The organism is Sphingomonas sp. BT-65, assembly GCF_026107375.2.
Lineage (GTDB): Bacteria > Pseudomonadota > Alphaproteobacteria > Sphingomonadales > Sphingomonadaceae > Sphingomonas.
In genome coordinates this window covers 2,516,123-2,532,796 of sequence record NZ_JAPCIA010000001.1, presented here as the reverse complement: position 1 = coordinate 2,532,796, position 16,674 = coordinate 2,516,123, and the positions used below count along the sequence as shown (strand labels likewise).

The following is a 16,674-nucleotide window of genomic DNA, read 5'->3' as shown; positions in this document are numbered from 1 at the left end:
TTTGCTCCCCCTTTATGGCCTTCACAAGGCCTTGATTTGTTTTTTGGTACGCAAACGACGCCAAATCCCGCTCTTTTCAATCGGATTTGCGCTTCCTATATTGGGAGGTGCCGGGTTCGCCCGGCTATGACGATAAAGTGCGGCGTGCAATAGACGCAGCGGACCCGGGGGCAGTACCCGGCGGCTCCACCATAATCGGTGGTGTACTGGACACCGTTTCTGACGGGGCCGAACCAGGATCGACGTGTGTTGAAAAGCGCTGTTTTCGTTCGGAATGGGACCACCGCGACGGCCCATACACACAAGTGCCAACGATAACGAAGCACTCGCTATTGCGGCGTAATCCCACGGCTTAACGGCCTAAGATTACTCTAAAATGCGCGGTTGGACCGCACCGGGCAACAGAAGCGGATTCCAGCGGTACGGGGAGCACCGGGCAACAGAAGCTCCCCACTTCACTTCTCCCGCGCGAGCCGTTCCTCTTCCCGGCTGAACGCCGTGACGCCTTTGCTGTCGCCCGGCGTCGCCGTCGCGAAGAACGCCACGCCCGTTTCCTTCGCGCGATCGATCCACAACCCCGAACGCAGCCCATAGGCCTCACCGGCATGCCCCACACGCGTGCGCCTGTCCCCGAACAGATCGTCGGAACACCCGTCCCGCGCCGTCGGCAGCGTCGTCACCGCGAGCCCGTACCGGCAATAGAAACCGTTCGACGTATCCCCGTTCGTCCCGTCGAACCGCCACGCCACGCGCTCCAGCTCGGCGATCGACTTGCGGCTGAGGAAGCTCCCGCCGCCCTGCAGCAGCATCCGCCCGATCACCGCGAGATCGCGCATCGATGCGCGCAACCCGCCCTGCGGCGAGAACAGCGCGCCATTCTCCCCCAGCCGATATCCGGCGAGATCGCACCCCGCCTTGACGATCGCCGGGCAGTCCGGCCGCTTGCCGCGCAGATCGTCCAGCGCCACCTCACCAGTCGCGCGATACAGCACCACGTGGCGCGCGATCTTCGCATCGCTGCACGTCGACCAGTTGAAGCAGGCGTCGAGCTTGAGCGGTGCCAGCACCAGCCGCTGCATGAGACGATCAAAGCGCTCGCCGCTGGCCTTCTCCATCACGCTCGCGATCACCGGAAAGCCAATATTTGCGTAGCGGAAGTACGCGCCCGGCCGGTGCCCGGCGTCCCAGAGCTGCGACCGCGCCACCATGTCGGCCAGCCGGTCGCCCAGCGGCACGCGATATTCCTCGGGGTCGATCAGTCCCGAACGGTGCGAGAGGAGCTGCCGCAGTGTCACCGGCACATCGGGAAAGGCCGGGTTGCGCACCTGCCAGCCGAGCACCTCGCTCACATCACGGTCGAGGTCGAGCTGCTCCGCTTCGACCATCCGCATCACGCCCAGCGCGACCACCAGCTTGGAGATGCTCGCGATCCGCACCGGATCGTCGGCGGTGACGGGGCGGCCGGTCGCGCGATCGGCGACGCCTGCGGCACGCATCCCGGTCTCGCCGCGCAGGTCGAAGGCGACGCGTACCTCCGCTTGGGCCGCCGCTGGCGGACAGACCGCGACGCTCGCCAGCGCGAGCAGCAGGAACAGATGGCGCATCGCGCGATGATGGCAGGGGCTGGCGCGCCTCGCCAGCCCCTGCGCCGGGTCAGGCGACCGCACCCTCGAGCGAGGCCATGTCGATCACGAAGCGGTATTTGACATCGCCCTTGACCATCCGGTCATAAGCGGCGTCGATGTCCTGCATCGCGATCATCTCGATGTCCGCGACAAGGCCGTGGGCCTGGCAGAAATCGAGCATCTCCTGCGTCTCGGCGATCCCGCCGATCAGCGATCCGGCGATCGCGCGGCGGCGGAAGACCAGGTTCATCACCGAGGGCGAGGGGTGCGCATGCTCGGGCACGCCGACCAAAGTCAGCGTGCCGTCGCGCTTCAACAGCGCGGTGAACGCGTCGAGATCGTGGCTCGCCGCCACCGTGTTGAGGATGAAGTCGAAGCTGTTGGCGTGCGCCGCCATTTCCTCCGCGTTGCGCGAGACCACGACCTCATGTGCGCCCAGCGCAAGCGCGTCGCCACGCTTGCTCTCCGAAGTTGTGAAGGCGACGACATGCGCGCCCATCGCCGCGTCGATCTTGACGCCCATATGGCCGAGACCGCCAATGCCGACCACGCCGACCTTCTTGCCCGGCCCGGCGCCCCAATGCTTGAGCGGCGAATAGGTGGTGATGCCCGCGCACAACAACGGCGCGACCGCGGCGAGATCGGCCTCGTCTTGGCCGATGCGCAACACGAAGCTCTCTTTGACCACGATCCTGTCCGAATAGCCGCCAAAGGTGTGGCCGCCGAGATGCTTGTCCGGCCCGTTATAGGTGCCGACGAAGCCAGTCCCCTCGCAATATTGCTCGTCGCCGTCATGGCATGAGGGGCAGGTGCCGCAGCTGTCGACCATGCAGCCGACGCCGACCAGGTCGCCGGCCGCGAACTTTGTCACCTCGCTGCCCACCGCACTCGCCCGCCCGACGATCTCGTGGCCGGGGACGCAGGGAAAGATCGTGCCGTCCCACTCGCTGCGCGCGGTGTGGAGGTCCGAATGGCACACGCCGCAGAACAGGATCTCGATCGCGACGTCGTCGGGCTGGACGTCGCGCCGGTCGAAGCTGAACGGGGCAAGCGGGGTGGTCGCCGATTGCGCGGCATAGGCCAGGACTTGGCTGGGCATGGGAAGATCCCTTTTTTGTCGGAGGAATGGGGCGGCGGCGGATATCGGTACGCCCCTGTCACCACGCCAGAGCCGGGCGCCCGGATGCAGAAAATCAATCGCAGACCGCGCCCCTCCCCTCAGTACATCGGCCGTCCGCAATTATAGGCCGGGACGCGGCCCGTGCCCGAGCCGACGAAGCCCGAATAGCGCACATCGTCCTGCGCCAGCGCGTTCAGATATTCCTCGATATTGGGATAGCCGTCGCCATCGGCATCGGCATTGGCGTCCCAGACATTGGGGTTGGTGTTGGTGAAGCGGCGCTCCCAATCATCGGGCATGCCGTCATTGTCGGCGTCGGCCCGGGCGGCGCCCTGCGTGAGGTTCGCCCAGCCGCCGGCCTGCGCGACCGACGAGGCCCAGTCCGATGCGAACAGCCAAGGCGAGGAGTCGCAGGTGCGCAGGTCGTCGATATAGAGCGCATCGACATTGTCGCGACACGCGCCGTCGCGGCAGCGGTCGGCGCCGGCATAGGCCATCACGTCGCGCAGCGCCTGCTCGGGCGAGGTGATCTTGGCGGGATCGAACATCAGCGAGCGGCCCGGCGCGATCGCATAGGTGCTGTTCTGCACCACGCCGAGCCCGTTGCGCGTGCAGTCCGCGACGCCGGCGGGGGTCACACCGCAGATCGTCGAGGGCACGACATGCGCGATGAAGCCCGCGGCGTTGACGAAGGGATCGGTGACGGTCGATCCGAACTGGCCGGAAATGCGGGTGCGCGGGGTCACATTGTCGCGGGCGTAGATGTCGAAACCGAAGCTCGACGCGCCGCCGGGCGTGTAGAGGGCCATCAAATAGTTGCCGTCGCTGGCATTGTAGCGCGGACCGCGCAGGTTCACGTTGCCGATATAGTTGGCATACACGCTGCCGAACTGGTTGGAGATCAGCCCGCTCTCCGAGATGAAGTCATAGACCACGTTGTTGAAGATGTCGGTCTGGCCGGTGTTGCCCGCGGCCGGCGGGTTGATGCCCACCGCGATGTTGATCCCGCGCTGGTCGCCATGCTGCGTCAGATTGTGCGCGATGGTGACGTTGTTGGCGGGCTTCAAGAAGAAGGTCTTGCAGTGCAGCGACGAGCTGTGCCCTGCGTTGAGACAGATGTTGGGGCCGATGATCGACCATTGAATCGTGCAGTTCGCGCAGGCCGTGTCGAGGCTCTCGTCGGTGCCGAACATGGTCGAGACATGGTCGATGATCTGGAAGCTGGTGCCCTGCAGCCGGATCGGATCGCCATTGTCCGAGGAGCGACCGGGATGCTCGCCGAGCCGCGTGCGGACATGGCGCAGGATCATGTGATCGCCGCCACGCCGCGTGTCGATCAGCGAATCGACTGGGTTGTAGTTGGCGCCGAGGCGGAACTCGATCCCGCCGGGCGAGGTCTGGCCGGCGATATAGATTTTCGGCGTGGTGATCTGTGCGGGCGATTGCAGGATGATCGCGCCCGCCACGTCGAACACGCAATAGCGGGGGCGCCCGGCGGGAATCGCATAGGGCGTGGTGACGGCGAGCGCGAGCGCGCATTCGCGATAGCTGATCTTGCCGTCGTTCGGATTGGCGACGTCGTCGAGCGTGTCGATCTTGTACACCACGGCGTTGGCCGCGCGGACGCTGGTGCTGCGGCCGAAGCCGATCGCGGTGGGGAAGGCGAGCGGGTGCAGGCTGCGGTCCGGAATACCGCCATTGTCGGGATTGGCGAAGGCGGCAGCAGCACCGGCAGCCGGCGGCGGTCCCTGCACCGTCACGGTGGCCGATCCCGTAACCGCGCCCGAGCCGAAGGTGCAGTTGAGCACATAGTTGGTGGTCGCACCCGGATTGACCGTGACGCTCCCGCTCGCCGGCTGGGCGCCGCTGAACGGCGCGCCGCCGCTGGCGGTGCAGCCAGTCGCGCCGGCGGAGCTGGTCCAGCTGAGCGTCGTCGACGCGCCGGGCGCGACCGTGGCGGGCGAGGCGGTCAGCGTGACGGTCGGCGCCGGGGAGGCTGACGGCGTAGGGGTCGGCACCGGCGTCACGACTCCGCCGGAGCTGCTGTCACTGCCCCCGCCACCGCTGCAGCCGGCCAGGAGCAGGACCAGTGCCAATGCCGCTTGCAACCCAGCGGGCCGATCCCGTTGCAGATCGGATCGCGCCATTACTCACAATTCCCCGGTGTCTAGATCAACGTCGCTTTAGTCGTCCCCGATAGGCGCCACTAGTTGGCCAAAGGGACATGCGAGCGACTCGCCGTGCCGCCCGTTTGGACCATCAGCTGTGTGAAATCAGTCACTTGTGACGACCAGTATGGACAAAAAAGGGCCCCGGTTTCCCCGGAGCCCTCTTCATTTCAACCTGAGTTTGAAACGCTCAGTCGTCTCCGCCGGTCAGGAACGCCGGCAGGCCGATGTCCTCGCCGCCTTCGTCCTTGCTTTCGGAGCGCTCGCTACGGGGACCACGATCACCGCGCGGGCCGCGATCGCGATCGCCGCCCTCGCGACGGGGACCACGGTCGCCCCGATCGCCACCGCGCCCGCCGTCGCGACGACGGTCACCTCGGCCTTCGCCCCGGTCACCACGCTCGCCACGCTCACGCGGCTCACGGGCCGGACGCGTGTCCTCGAGCTCCTCGCCGGTCTCCTGGTCGACAACGCGCATCGACAGGCGGACCTTGCCGCGCTGATCGATCTCGAGCACCTTGACCTTGACCTCCTGGCCTTCGCTCAGGACATCCGAGACCTTCTCGACGCGCTCGTTCTTGATCTCCGAGACGTGGACGAGGCCGTCCTTGCCGCCCATGAAGTTCACGAACGCGCCGAAATCGACCAAGTTGACGACCTTGCCGTTGTAGATCTTGCCGACCTCGGCCTCTTCGACGATGCCCTTGATCCAGTTCATTGCGGCTTCGATCTGCGACACGTCGGACGAGCTGATCTTGATCACGCCCTCGTCATCGATATCGACCTTGGCGCCGGTGGTGGCGACGATCTCGCGGATCACCTTGCCTCCAGTGCCGATCACGTCGCGGATCTTCGACTTGTCGATCTGCATCGTCTCGATGCGCGGCGCATGCGCCGACAGCTCCGAGCGAGCCTCGCCCAGCGCCTTGTTCATCTCGCCCAGGATGTGCGCGCGGCCGTCCTTGGCCTGCTTCAGCGCTGCCTCGAAGATCTCCTTGGTGATGCCGGCGATCTTGATGTCCATCTGCATCGTGGTGATGCCTTCGGACGTGCCCGCCACCTTGAAGTCCATGTCGCCGAGGTGATCCTCGTCGCCGAGGATGTCGCTGAGGATCGCGAAATCCTTGCCCTCGAGGATCAGGCCCATCGCGATGCCGCTGACCGGACGCTTGATCGGCACGCCGGCGTCCATCATCGCGAGCGACCCGCCGCACACCGACGCCATCGACGACGAGCCATTGGACTCGGTGATGTCGCTGGTCAGGCGCACGGTGTAGGGGAACTCGTCCTTGGTCGGCAGCACCGGGTGCAGCGCGCGCCACGCCAGCTTGCCATGGCCGACTTCGCGGCGGCCCGGCGCGCCGAAGCGGCCGACTTCGCCGACCGAATAGGGCGGGAAGTTATAGTGCAGCATGAAGTGCTGGTAGCTGAGGCCGTTCAGGCCATCGATCATCTGCTCGGCGTCCTTGGTGCCGAGCGTACAGGTGGCGATGGTCTGCGTCTCGCCGCGGGTGAACAGCGCCGAGCCGTGCGCGCGCGGCAGGAAGTGCGTCTCCGCCACGATCGGGCGGATCTGCGTGGTCGAGCGGCCGTCGATGCGGATGCCGTCCTTGAGGATCGCGCCGCGGACGATGTTCGCCTCGAGCTTCTTCACCAGCTTGAGCGTACCGAGATACTGCGCCGGATCGCTTTCCTTGAGATCGGCGAAGGCGTCGCGTGCCTTGGTGCGCGCGGCGTTGAGCGCGTTCTGGCGCTGCTGCTTGTCGGTCAGCTTGTAGGCGGCGGCGATGTCGGCGCCGATGACTTCGTTGAGCTTGGCGAGCGTCGCCGACTTGTCGTCGACCAGGTCGAGCTCCCACGGCTCCTTGGCGGCCTGCTCGGCGAGCTTGACGATCGCCTTGATCACCTCGCGGCACGCGTCGTGCGCGAACAGCACGGCGCCGAGCATGATCTCTTCCGACAGCTCATTGGCTTCGGATTCGACCATCATCACCGCGTCGTAGGTGGCGGCGACGACGAGATCGAGATCGCCCTCGGCAACCTGCTCGTCGGTCGGGTTGAGGATATATTCGCCATCGACATAGCCGACGCGCGCGGCGCCGATCGGGCCCATGAACGGCACGCCCGAGATGGTGAGGGCGGCCGAGGCCGCGACCATCGCGAGGATATCGGGCTCGTTCTCGCCGTCATAGCTCAGCACCTGAGCGATGGCGTTGATCTCGTTGTAGAACCCCTCGGGGAACAGCGGGCGGATGGGGCGGTCGATCAGGCGGGAGACCAGGGTCTCCTTCTCGGTCGCGCCGCGCTCGCGCTTGAAGAAGCCGCCCGGGATGCGTCCCGCGGCCGAATACTTCTCCTGATAGTGGACGGTGAGCGGGAAGAAATCCTGCCCTTCCTTCACGGTCTTCGCGGCGGTGACGGCGCACAGCACCACGGTTTCGCCGAGCGTCGCCATGATGGCGCCGTCGGCCTGGCGGGCAACCTTGCCCGTTTCGAGTGTCAGGGTTTGTCCGCCCCACTCGATCGATACGGTTTTCTTGTCGAACATCTGATTTCCTTTGGACCGGACGCCCTATGCGCCCGGGGCCTGTGTGCAAGCTGTCCGGCTTGCGCGGTGCGGGGTGATTGCACCCCTTTTCAGGGCTCCGGCCGGATTGCCTCGGCCCCATGGGTCCCGCCCCGGATCGGGTCCGGGGCCGGCATTGCAAAAAGGCGACCCGAAGGCCGCCTTTCCGGTTACTTGCGAAGGCCGAGCTTCGCGATGAGTGCGGTGTAGCGGTCCCCGTCCTTCTTGCGGAGGTAGTCGAGGAGGCTGCGGCGCTTGTTGACCAGCATCAGCAGGCCGCGGCGCGAGTGATTGTCCTTGGCGTGGCCCTTGAAGTGACCGGTCAGGTTCTGGATCCGCTCGGTGAGGATCGCCACCTGGACTTCGGGGCTGCCGGTATCGCCTTCGGCGCGGCCATGTTCCTTGATGAGCGCTTCCTTGCGCTCGGTCGTGATCGACATGTGCTTTCCTTCGACATCATGGCTTACAGGTTGAAGCCGCGGACGACCCGGACGTCTCCGTCCGAAACCTCGACCAGCGCGACCGGCGTGTCGCCGTTCAGCGCAAAGTGTTGGCCATCATCAGCGGCGATCCCGACCAGCTTTTGCCCCTGACGGAGCAGCCCTGCCTGATCGGGGGTGAGGGATAGAGCCGGGATGTCGTCCAGCCCCGCCCTCAACGGCAGGAGGCAATCTTCAAGCCGCTGGCCCTTAGCGGCATCGGCCAGTTTGTCCAGCGAAATCGCGGAATCGAGGGTGAACGGTCCCGCCTTGATGCGGCGGAGCATCGTCACATGGCCGACCGTGCCGAGCGCGTGCGCGATGTCGCGCGCGAGGGAACGGATATAGGTGCCTTTGGATACATGGGCAGTGAGCGTGGCGCTGTCCTCGCCGATATCCCGAATCTCCAGCGCATGAATCGTCACCGCGCGGCTCGCGAGTGCAACCGTCTCGCCCTTGCGCGCCAGATCATAGGCGCGCTCGCCATCGACCTTGAGCGCGGAAAAGACGGGCGGGATCTGCTCGATCGGACCGGTGAAGCGCGGCAGGATCGCTGCCACCTCGTTGCGCGACGGCCGAACCTCGGACACCGCGACCTCGCCGCCCTCCAGATCGAGCGTGTCGGTCTCCACGCCGAAGCGGATGGTGAAATCATAGAGTTTGTCGCTGTCGAGCATGCGGCCCGCGAGCTTGGTGGCTTCGCCCACCGCGATCGGCAGCACCCCGGTCGCCAGCGGATCGAGTGTGCCGCCATGGCCGACCTTCCACTTGCCGTAGCCACCCTCGCGCAGCGCGCGCTTGACCGCGCTCACCCCCTGGGTCGAGCCGAGTCCCAGCGGCTTGTCGAGGACGATCCAGCCATGCATCAGCCGGCTATCGCCGCGGCGATCGACAGATACCACCCGGTCACTGCCTGCGCCGGGGGAACAATCAGTCGCGCGACGATGTTGGCGTTCGGCCAGATCGCGGGAACCACGAGCAGCAGGATGAACAGCAGCGGAAATCCGAACCGCCCGAACGACGCCCAGCGCTTCGCAAGCGGCGGCGGCAGCAGGCCCTGCACAACATGCCCGCCGTCGAAGGGCGGGATCGGCAACAGATTGAACAACGCCAGGAAGATGTTCACGGCAACGAAGTTGAGCAGATTCTCGCCGGCAAACGCCGTGAGGCTGCCCGGCTGGGCACCATCCGCCACGGCTAGAAGGACACCCAGCAGCACCGCGCCGACCAGCGCGAGCGCGAAGTTCATGCCCGGGCCGGCCAGCGCGACCAGCATCATGTCGCGCCGGGGCGAGCGCAGCCGCGCATAGTTGACCAGGACCGGCTTCGCCCAGCCGAACACGGGCGCTTTGGCGAGCGCGAGGATCAGCGGCAATGCGACCGTGCCGATCGGGTCGACGTGGCGAAGCGGATTGAGCGACAGGCGCTTGCGCTCCGCGGCCGTCGGATCCCCCAGCGCCCGCGCGACTAGGCCGTGCGCGACCTCGTGGAACACGATCGCGATCACCAGCGGGATCAGCCAGACGGCGATGTCGTAGACGAAGGAATTAGGGTTCATGTCCGTGATCTAGGTGGGTCGGCAGCGTTTCACCAGCGCACCGCTCAGTCGGCGGCCGCGATCGCCTCGACGAAATGGCGGCGACACAGCGCCACATAGCGATCGTTCCCGCCGATCTCGGTTTGCGCGCCCTGCGCCACCGCGCGGCCTTCGGCATCGACCCGCAAGTTCATCGTCGCCTTGCGCCCGCAGCGGCACACCGACTTGATCTCGACCAGCGCGTCGGCGAGCGCGAGCAGCCGCGCCGAGCCTTCGAACAGCGCGCCGGTGAAATCCGTGCGCAGGCCATAGGCGAGCACCGGAATGCCGAGCACATCGGCGACCGCCGCAAGCTGATCGACCTGCGCGGCGGTCAGGAACTGCGCCTCGTCGACCAGTACGCAATGCACGGGTCCCGCATCGGCCTCACGCTCGACGCGTAGCCTTAGGTCCATCTCGGCGTCGAAGGCGACCGCCTCGGCCGCGAGCCCTATGCGCGAGGCGATGCGGCCCGCCCCCGCCCGCTCGTCGATCGCCGCGGTGAACAGGATCGTGCGCATGCCGCGCTCGCGATAGTTGAAATCGGCCTGGAGCAAGGTGGTCGATTTGCCGGCATTCATGCTGGCATAGTAGAAATAGAGCTTGGCCATTGGCGGCGACCTTGGCTGATGATCCCGCCTGTTTCACCCGCCATGACCGCAAAGCCGTGGACAAGCCTGTGGACAAGTCCGGGGATCAGTCCTCGGACGCTTCGAGGTCGCGCGCCACCTTGGGATCGCGCAGGAGCTGGTCGATATGGCTGCCCTCGTCGAAGCTCTCGTCCGCCAGGAACTTGAGCCGCGCTGCGTATTTCATCTTCACGCGCGCGGCGACCTCGCGCTGGAGATAGGCGGTGTTGGTACGCAGCGCCTTGAGCACCGCCTCCTCGTCCTTGCCGAGCAGCGGCTTCACGAACACCGTGGCATGGCGCAGGTCGGGCGACATGCGTACTTCGGTCACGCTCACCATATGGCTGGCGAGCACCTCGTCATGCACCTCGCCCCGCGCGAGAATGTCGGACAGCACATGGCGCACCTGCTCGCCCACGCGCAGCAGGCGGACGGAGCGAGTCTCGGGAGTTTCATTTTGTCTCATCTTCAGTCCCGGCGCGCCATCGCGCCTTCCATGACACGGCCCGTGAACGTGCCGCGAGCGACCAATGCGCCACCTTCATCGAATAATTCCGCTTCGGTCACCGCGATCGTCTTGCCGAGGCTCACCACGCGTCCCTTGCCCAGGAAGCGGCCGGGACGAGCCGGCTTCAAGCAAACGATATGGAAGTCGATCGTCGGTGCATAGACCGCGCCCTCGGTAGCCGCATACAGCGCCGGCCCCTGCGTGTCGTCGAGCATAGCGGCGAGAAAGCCTCCTTGCACCGTCCCCGCAGGGTTCAGGAAACGATCATCGGCCCGAAAGCCGATCTCGATTGTCCGGGCGACGACGTCCACCTTCCGCACTTCCCAGCCCAACAGCCGTCCAGAGGACGGCATTGGGAAATCATCGAAGATCGACGGCGTTCCCAATGCACCTTCCTCCGCGGCGGCTTACAGCGTCCGCTCGCGCAGTTCGACTTCGAAGGTTTCGAGATAGTCGCCTGGCTTGATGTCGGTGAAGTTCTGGCTGAACGTCACACCGCATTCGAGCCCGGCGCGAACCTCCGCCACATCGTCCTTGAAGCGGCGCAGCGAGGCGATCTCGCCGGTATAGATGATGACGTCGTCGCGCGTGATGCGCGCCTTGAGCGCCTTGCGGATGACGCCGTCGGTGACGAGCAGACCCGCCGCCTTGCCGTGCTTGCCCGCCGAGAAGACTTCGCGGATCTCGGCGCGGCCAACCACAGTCTCGAACGCCTCGGGGCCGAGCTGGCCGGCCATGCCGGCGCGGATCTCGTCGGTCAGGTCGTAGATCACGTCATAATATTTGAGCGCGACCTTGTTGCGCTCGGCGATCTCGCGCGCCTTGGCGTTGGGCCGGACGTTGAAGCCGATGATCGGCGCGCCCGAGGCCGCAGCCACATTGACGTCGCTCTCGGTGATGCCGCCCACGCCCGAGTGCAGGATGCGCACCTTGATGTCGTCGGTCGAGATCTTGTTGAGCGAGCCGATGATCGCTTCGACCGTGCCCTGGGTGTCCGCCTTGACGACGAGCGGATACTCCATCGCCTGCTTTTCCTTGAGCGCGGAGAACATGCTCTCAAGGCTCGCCGGGGTGTTGGTCGTGCGCTTGTTCTGGATCACGCCGGCGCGATAGGCCGCGACCTCGCGCGCGCGCGCCTCGTTCTCCACCACCTGGAGCAGGTCGCCCGCCATCGGCACGCCCGACAGGCCGAGCACCTCGACCGGCATCGACGGGCCGGCTTCCTTGAGCTGGCGGCCCTTGTCGTCGACCAGCGCGCGCACCTTGCCGCTTTCGGCGCCGACGACGAACACGTCGCCGACCCTGAGCGTGCCGCGCGTGACCAGCACAGTGGCGACGGGACCGCGGCCCTTGTCGAGCTTGGCCTCGACCACATTGCCCTCGGCCGAACGATCCGGATTGGCCTGGAGCTCGAGCAATTCGGCCTGAAGCTGAATCTTCTCGATCAGATCGTCGAGGCCGGTCTTCTTGAGCGCGGAGACTTCGACGTCCTGGGTCTCGCCGCCCATCTCCTCGACCTGCACGTCATGCTCGAGCAGCCGCTCGCGCACGCGCTGGGCGTTGGCCTCGGGCTTGTCGACCTTGTTGATCGCGACGATCATCGGCACGCCGGCCGCCTTGGTATGGTTGATCGCCTCGATCGTCTGCGGCATCAGCCCGTCGTCCGCGGCGACCACCAGCACGACGATGTCGGTGACGTTCGCGCCCCGCGCGCGCATCTCCGAGAACGCCTCGTGGCCCGGCGTGTCGAGGAAGGTGATCTTCGACTTGTCCTTGAGCGTCACCTGATAGGCGCCGATGTGCTGGGTGATGCCGCCGGCCTCGCCGCGCACCACGTCGGTGCCGCGCAGCGCGTCGAGCAGCGACGTCTTACCGTGATCGACATGGCCCATGATCGTGACCACCGGCGGGCGCGGCTGGAGCACCTCGGCCGAGTCCTCGACCGTGTCGACGGCGAGATCGATGTCCGAATCCGACACGCGCACGATGTTGTGGCCGAACTCGGTCACGAGCAGCTCGGCGGTGTCCTGGTCGATCGTCTGGGTCAGCGTGACGGGCATGCCCATCTTGAACAGCGCTTTCACAAGGTCGGCGCCCTTCTCGGCCATGCGGATGGCGAGATCGGAAACGGTGATCGCTTCGGGCACCTGCACGTCGCGGACCTGCTTGGCCTGCGGCTCGCGCGGGCCGGAGTGGCGGCGCTCCTTCTCACGCGCACGCTTGAGCGCGGCGAGGCTGCGCGCACGCGCGCCATCGTCGCCGCCGAGCGCGCGGTTGACCGTCAGCTTGCCGCCGCGGCGCTCGTCACCCTTGCGGTCGCGCTGCGGCTTCTGGGGTTCAGGACGCGCCGGGGCGCGGCCGGGGCCTGCCCCACCGCCCGCCGGTCGCGGCGCAGGGCCGCCGGCGAGGTTGGGCTCGGGACGCGGCGCGGTGGGGCGCGGAATCTCGGGGCGCTGCACCGGGGTGAACTGGCGCGGGGCGGGCCGACCGGGATCGAGCTGAACCGCCACCGGCTCCTTTCGCGCGGGCGCAGCCGGTGCGGGAGCCGGCACAGCTTCGACCGCGGGTGCGGGAACCGGCTCGGCCTTGGGCTCGGGGGCTTTGGCGGGGGGCGCCTTGGCGGCTTCGGCTTCGGCGCGCGCGCGCTCTTCGGCCCGGCGCTGCTCGGCCTCGGCGGCTTCGGCGCGCTCGCGCTCCTCGCGGCGGCGCGCCTCTTCATTTGCCTGCATGCGCTGCCCTTCGGCCTCGCGCAGCATGCGGGTCTGGCGCTCCTGCGCGGTCTCGCCCGCAGGCGCGGACGGACGCGGTGCGGGAGCCGGCGGCGAGGGCGGCGCGGCGACGGGTTCGGGCGTCGCCGTTTCTTCCTGCGGCGCGCCAGTCTGCGGGCCGAGCACACGGCGGCGCTTCACTTCGACCACGACGGTGTTCGAGCGTCCGTGGCTGAAGCTCTGCTTCACCTTGCCGGTCTCGACCGTGCGCTTCAGCCCCAGTGGCTGGCGCATGCCCAGTTTCGGCTTGTCGTTTTCGGTATCGCTCAAATCTCTATCCTGCTCGTTCGTCGTTCTTCGTCTGGCCGCCGGAAGCGCCCGATGCGCCTTGCGAGCCTGTTTCGCAAGGCTTGGGAGCTGAATCGGGTCCGATAAATTGCAGCCAGCGGGTCAGCGCTTCGCTCACCCGTGCGGCCGCTCTGGCGTCGGTCAGACCAACATGTACCACATTTTCGCGGCCAAGGGCCAAGGACAATATGGTGCGGGGGAGGGGCAATGTGAACCCCGTCGCGCCCGAACCCTCGCGGTCCGATCCGACCCGCCATGCCTGGTCGAGCTTGCGCGAGCCGTCCGCACCTGCATCGCTCGCGTGCAGCAACAGATGCAGCTTGCCGCTGCGCCCGGCGGTCTCGATGCGCTCGCCGCCGATCACGATCGTCCCGGCCTTGGCCTCCAGCCCGAGCCGGTCGAGAAAGGCGCGCTCGAGCTGCGCCGCGATGCGCGCGCCGAGATCGTCGGGAATACGCAGGTCGTTGGTCTTGAACGCGCGCGACAGCGCGCCGCGCAGCTTCTTGGCCGAGGCGTCCAGCTCGGCGCGGCCGACGCCGATCCAGGCGCCGCGGCCCGGCGCCTTGGCGCGGATGTCGGGCAGCACCTCGCCGTCGGGCGATAGCGCGAGCCGGATCAGCCCGTCGCGAGGGGACTCCGCGCGCGAGAGGATGCAGGTGCGGATAGGAGCCCCATCCGCAGCCGCGCCGTCCGTCAGTTCAGGCCGGGTCTCATTGCTCGGAGTCCGCAACAGCGTCCTCCCCGCCGGCGGAGCCGGCTTCGTCGGCGCCTGCCTGGGCAGGCTCTTCGTCCGCAGACCCCTCAGAGCCGGCGGCAGCCGGCTCGTCCTCGAACCAATGCGCGCGGGCGGCCATGATGATCTCGTTGCCCTGCTCTTCGCTAAGGCCGTACTCGCCGAGCACGCCGCCCTTGTCGGCTTCGCGCACCGGCGCGGCCGGGCCATCGCCGCGGCGGCGCGGCTCGGGGCGCTTCTTGGCGATCAGCTCGTCGGTGGCGAGATCGGCAAGGTCGTCGAGCGTCTTGATCCCGGCCTTGCCGAGCGTGACCAGCATCGCCTCAGTGAGGTACGGGATATCGGCCAGCGCATCCTCGACGCCGAGCGCGCGGCGTGCTTCGCGATTGGCTTCCTCGCGGCGCTCGAGCGCCTCGGTCGCGCGGCTCTGCAGCTCCTGGCCTAGCTCCTCGTCGAAGCCCTCGATGCCCGCAATCTCGTCGAGCTCGACATAGGCGACCTCCTCGAGGGTGCTGAAGCCTTCGGCGACCAGCAGCTGCGCGAGCGTCTCGTCGACGTCGAGCTCGTTCTGGAACAGCTCGCTGTTGGCGACGAACTCGGCCTGGCGCTTCTCGCTCGAATCGGTCTCGGTCAGAATGTCGATCGCCTTGCCGGTGAGCTGGCTGGCGAGGCGGACATTCTGGCCGCGGCGGCCGATCGCAAGGCTGAGCTGGTCGTCGGGGACCACCACCTCGATGCGATCATCCTCCTCGTCGATGACGACGCGCGCGACGTTCGCCGGCTGCAGCGCGTTGACGACGAAGGTCGCGGTATCCGGCGACCAGGGGATGATGTCGATCTTCTCGCCCTGCATCTCCTGCACGACGGCCTGAACACGCGAACCCTTCATGCCGACGCAGGCGCCGACCGGATCGATCGAGCTGTCGTGGCTGATCACGCCGATCTTGGCGCGCGAGCCCGGGTCGCGGGCTGCCGCCTTGATCTCGATGATGCCGTCGTAGATTTCGGGGACTTCCTGCGCGAACAGCTTCTTCATGAAGTCGGGATGCGCGCGGCTGAGGAAAATCTGCGGCCCGCGGGTCTCGCGCACCACCTTGAGGATCAGGCTGCGCACGCGGTCGCCGACGCGCACCACCTCACGCGGGATCTGCGCATCGCGGCGGATCACGCCCTCGGCGCGGCCCAGGTCAACGACAACATGGCCGAACTCGACACGCTTGACGACGCCGGTGATGATCTCGCCCTGGCGGTCCTTGAACTCCTCATACTGGCGCTCGCGCTCGGCATCGCGGACCTTCTGAAAGATGATCTGCTTCGACGCCTGCGCCTGGATGCGGCCGAATTCGATCGGGGGCAGCGGATCGACGATATAGTCACCGACGACCGCGCCCTTCTGGAGCTTCTGCGCGTCCTTGACCGAGACCTGCTTGAAATAGTCATCAACCGCCTCGACCACCTCGACCACGCGCCACAGGCGCAGGTCGCCAGTCAAGGGATCGAGCTTGGCGCGGATGTCGTTCTCGACGCCATAGCGGTTCTTGGCGGCGCGCTCGATCGCGTCCTCCATCGCCTCGATGACGATGGCCTTGTCGATCATCTTCTCGGATGCCACCGAGTTCGCGATCGCGATCAGCTCGGCCTTGTTGGCGGAAATGGCGGTGGCCATCAGTCCTGTTCCTCTGCTTCGAATTCGTCGGCGCCTTCCGTGGAAAGCGGCCGGGTTGCGGCGATAAGCCGGTTGGTGATCAGGAGCTTCGCGTCCTCGATCGCGTCGAACGCGATTGCGTGGACCGCCCCGGTCGTGTCGGTGATCGCGACCTTGCCGTCGGCGATACCCGCCAGGTCGCCCTTGAACTGCTTGCGCCCGTCGATCTTCTCGGCGAGCGTGATGCGGGCCTCATGCCCCTTCCAGTCCTCGAAATCCTGGAGCCGGGTCAGCGGCCGGTCGATCCCGGGCGAGCTCACCTCGAGCCGGTAGGCATGGTCGATCGGATCGCGGCCCGCGGCCTCCAGTTCGTCGAGCCGCTCGGAGATGCGGCGCGACAGATCGGCGCAATCGTCGATCGTCAGCTGGCGCGTATCGGGGCGCTCGGCCATCACCTGCAGCGTCGCGTCGCTGGTGCCGCCGAACATCTTCACACGCACCAGATCGAAGCCCAACGCACGCGCTTCGGGCTCGATCAGATCAGTGAGGGCAGCGATATCCGCCACGCA

General features: G+C 66.8%; 14 protein-coding genes and 1 other RNA gene. 1 reads left to right on the top strand and 14 read right to left on the bottom strand.

The window, feature by feature from the left end; genetic code table 11:
• Positions 1-69 precede the first annotated feature (69 nt).
• Positions 70-455: a transfer-messenger RNA gene (ssrA, locus tag OK349_RS12140) on the top strand.
• On the opposite strand, the gene OK349_RS12135 is transcribed toward ssrA, so the two are convergent.
• The 14 genes from OK349_RS12135 to rimP all read right to left on the bottom strand — a co-directional run bounded on the left by OK349_RS12135 (position 456) and on the right by rimP (position 16,671).
• On the bottom strand, positions 456-1,604 hold the full coding sequence (locus tag OK349_RS12135) for a serine hydrolase domain-containing protein (protein WP_265118059.1): 1,149 nt from the start codon (positions 1,602-1,604) through the stop codon (positions 456-458).
• A 49-nt stretch (positions 1,605-1,653) separates the two neighbouring features.
• Positions 1,654-2,724 carry an NAD(P)-dependent alcohol dehydrogenase gene (locus OK349_RS12130; protein ID WP_265118058.1) on the bottom strand — a complete coding sequence of 357 codons (1,071 nt, stop codon included), beginning with the start codon at positions 2,722-2,724 and terminating at the stop codon, positions 1,654-1,656.
• A gap of 119 nt (positions 2,725-2,843) precedes the next feature.
• On the bottom strand, positions 2,844-4,763 hold the full coding sequence (locus OK349_RS12125) for a hypothetical protein (protein WP_265118057.1): 1,920 nt from the start codon (positions 4,761-4,763) through the stop codon (positions 2,844-2,846).
• Between the two features lie 340 nt (positions 4,764-5,103).
• Positions 5,104-7,461, bottom strand: coding sequence for a polyribonucleotide nucleotidyltransferase (gene pnp, locus OK349_RS12120; protein WP_265118056.1), 2,358 nt, complete (start codon positions 7,459-7,461; stop codon positions 5,104-5,106).
• A gap of 188 nt (positions 7,462-7,649) precedes the next feature.
• On the bottom strand, positions 7,650-7,919 hold the full coding sequence (gene rpsO, locus OK349_RS12115) for a 30S ribosomal protein S15 (RefSeq protein WP_265118055.1): 270 nt from the start codon (positions 7,917-7,919) through the stop codon (positions 7,650-7,652).
• A gap of 23 nt (positions 7,920-7,942) precedes the next feature.
• Positions 7,943-8,824, bottom strand: a complete 882-nt coding sequence (gene truB / locus OK349_RS12110; RefSeq protein WP_265118054.1) for a tRNA pseudouridine(55) synthase TruB — start codon at positions 8,822-8,824, stop codon at positions 7,943-7,945.
• Positions 8,824-9,516: a site-2 protease family protein gene (locus OK349_RS12105; RefSeq protein ID WP_265118053.1), complete on the bottom strand. Its 693-nt coding sequence runs from the start codon at positions 9,514-9,516 to the stop codon at positions 8,824-8,826. Before OK349_RS12105 ends, truB begins: the two co-directional genes overlap by 1 nt.
• Before the next feature lie 44 nt (positions 9,517-9,560).
• Positions 9,561-10,145 (bottom strand): thymidine kinase, encoded by a 585-nt coding sequence (locus OK349_RS12100; RefSeq protein ID WP_265118052.1) that lies wholly within the window; start codon positions 10,143-10,145, stop codon positions 9,561-9,563.
• Positions 10,146-10,230: 85 nt separating this feature from the next.
• On the bottom strand, positions 10,231-10,629 hold the full coding sequence (gene rbfA, locus OK349_RS12095) for a 30S ribosome-binding factor RbfA (RefSeq protein WP_265118051.1): 399 nt from the start codon (positions 10,627-10,629) through the stop codon (positions 10,231-10,233).
• 2 nt (positions 10,630-10,631) lie between these two features.
• Complete coding sequence (locus OK349_RS12090; RefSeq protein WP_265118050.1) at positions 10,632-11,057, bottom strand: PaaI family thioesterase; 426 nt, start codon at positions 11,055-11,057, stop codon at positions 10,632-10,634.
• Positions 11,058-11,078: 21 nt separating this feature from the next.
• Positions 11,079-13,673, bottom strand: a complete 2,595-nt coding sequence (gene infB, locus OK349_RS12085) for a translation initiation factor IF-2 (protein ID WP_265118600.1) — start codon at positions 13,671-13,673, stop codon at positions 11,079-11,081.
• Positions 13,674-13,713: 40 nt separating this feature from the next.
• Positions 13,714-14,457: a DUF448 domain-containing protein gene (locus OK349_RS12080; protein WP_372340556.1), complete on the bottom strand. Its 744-nt coding sequence runs from the start codon at positions 14,455-14,457 to the stop codon at positions 13,714-13,716.
• Positions 14,438-16,126 carry a transcription termination factor NusA gene (gene nusA, locus OK349_RS12075; RefSeq protein ID WP_265118049.1) on the bottom strand — a complete coding sequence of 563 codons (1,689 nt, stop codon included), beginning with the start codon at positions 16,124-16,126 and terminating at the stop codon, positions 14,438-14,440. The genes OK349_RS12080 and nusA overlap by 20 nt, the downstream gene beginning before the upstream one ends.
• Positions 16,126-16,671, bottom strand: coding sequence for a ribosome maturation protein RimP (rimP, locus tag OK349_RS12070; protein WP_265118048.1), 546 nt, complete (start codon positions 16,669-16,671; stop codon positions 16,126-16,128). The genes nusA and rimP overlap by 1 nt, the downstream gene beginning before the upstream one ends.
• Positions 16,672-16,674: the final 3 nt, after the last annotated feature.

Bases quoted from the DNA above. Each gene is read 5' to 3' on its own strand.
- OK349_RS12135 (WP_265118059.1), bottom strand. From the start codon at position 1,604: ATGCGCCATCTGTTCCTGCTGCTCGCGCTGGCGAGCGTCGCGGTCTGT.
- OK349_RS12130 (WP_265118058.1), bottom strand. From the start codon at position 2,724: ATGCCCAGCCAAGTCCTGGCCTATGCCGCGCAATCGGCGACCACCCCG.
- pnp (WP_265118056.1), bottom strand. From the start codon at position 7,461: ATGTTCGACAAGAAAACCGTATCGATCGAGTGGGGCGGACAAACCCTG.
- rpsO (WP_265118055.1), bottom strand. From the start codon at position 7,919: ATGTCGATCACGACCGAGCGCAAGGAAGCGCTCATCAAGGAACATGGC.
- truB (WP_265118054.1), bottom strand. From the start codon at position 8,824: ATGCATGGCTGGATCGTCCTCGACAAGCCGCTGGGACTCGGCTCGACC.
- OK349_RS12105 (WP_265118053.1), bottom strand. From the start codon at position 9,516: ATGAACCCTAATTCCTTCGTCTACGACATCGCCGTCTGGCTGATCCCG.
- OK349_RS12100 (WP_265118052.1), bottom strand. From the start codon at position 10,145: ATGGCCAAGCTCTATTTCTACTATGCCAGCATGAATGCCGGCAAATCG.
- rbfA (WP_265118051.1), bottom strand. From the start codon at position 10,629: ATGAGACAAAATGAAACTCCCGAGACTCGCTCCGTCCGCCTGCTGCGC.
- infB (WP_265118600.1), bottom strand. From the start codon at position 13,673: ATGCGCCAGCCACTGGGGCTGAAGCGCACGGTCGAGACCGGCAAGGTG.
- nusA (WP_265118049.1), bottom strand. From the start codon at position 16,126: ATGGCCACCGCCATTTCCGCCAACAAGGCCGAGCTGATCGCGATCGCG.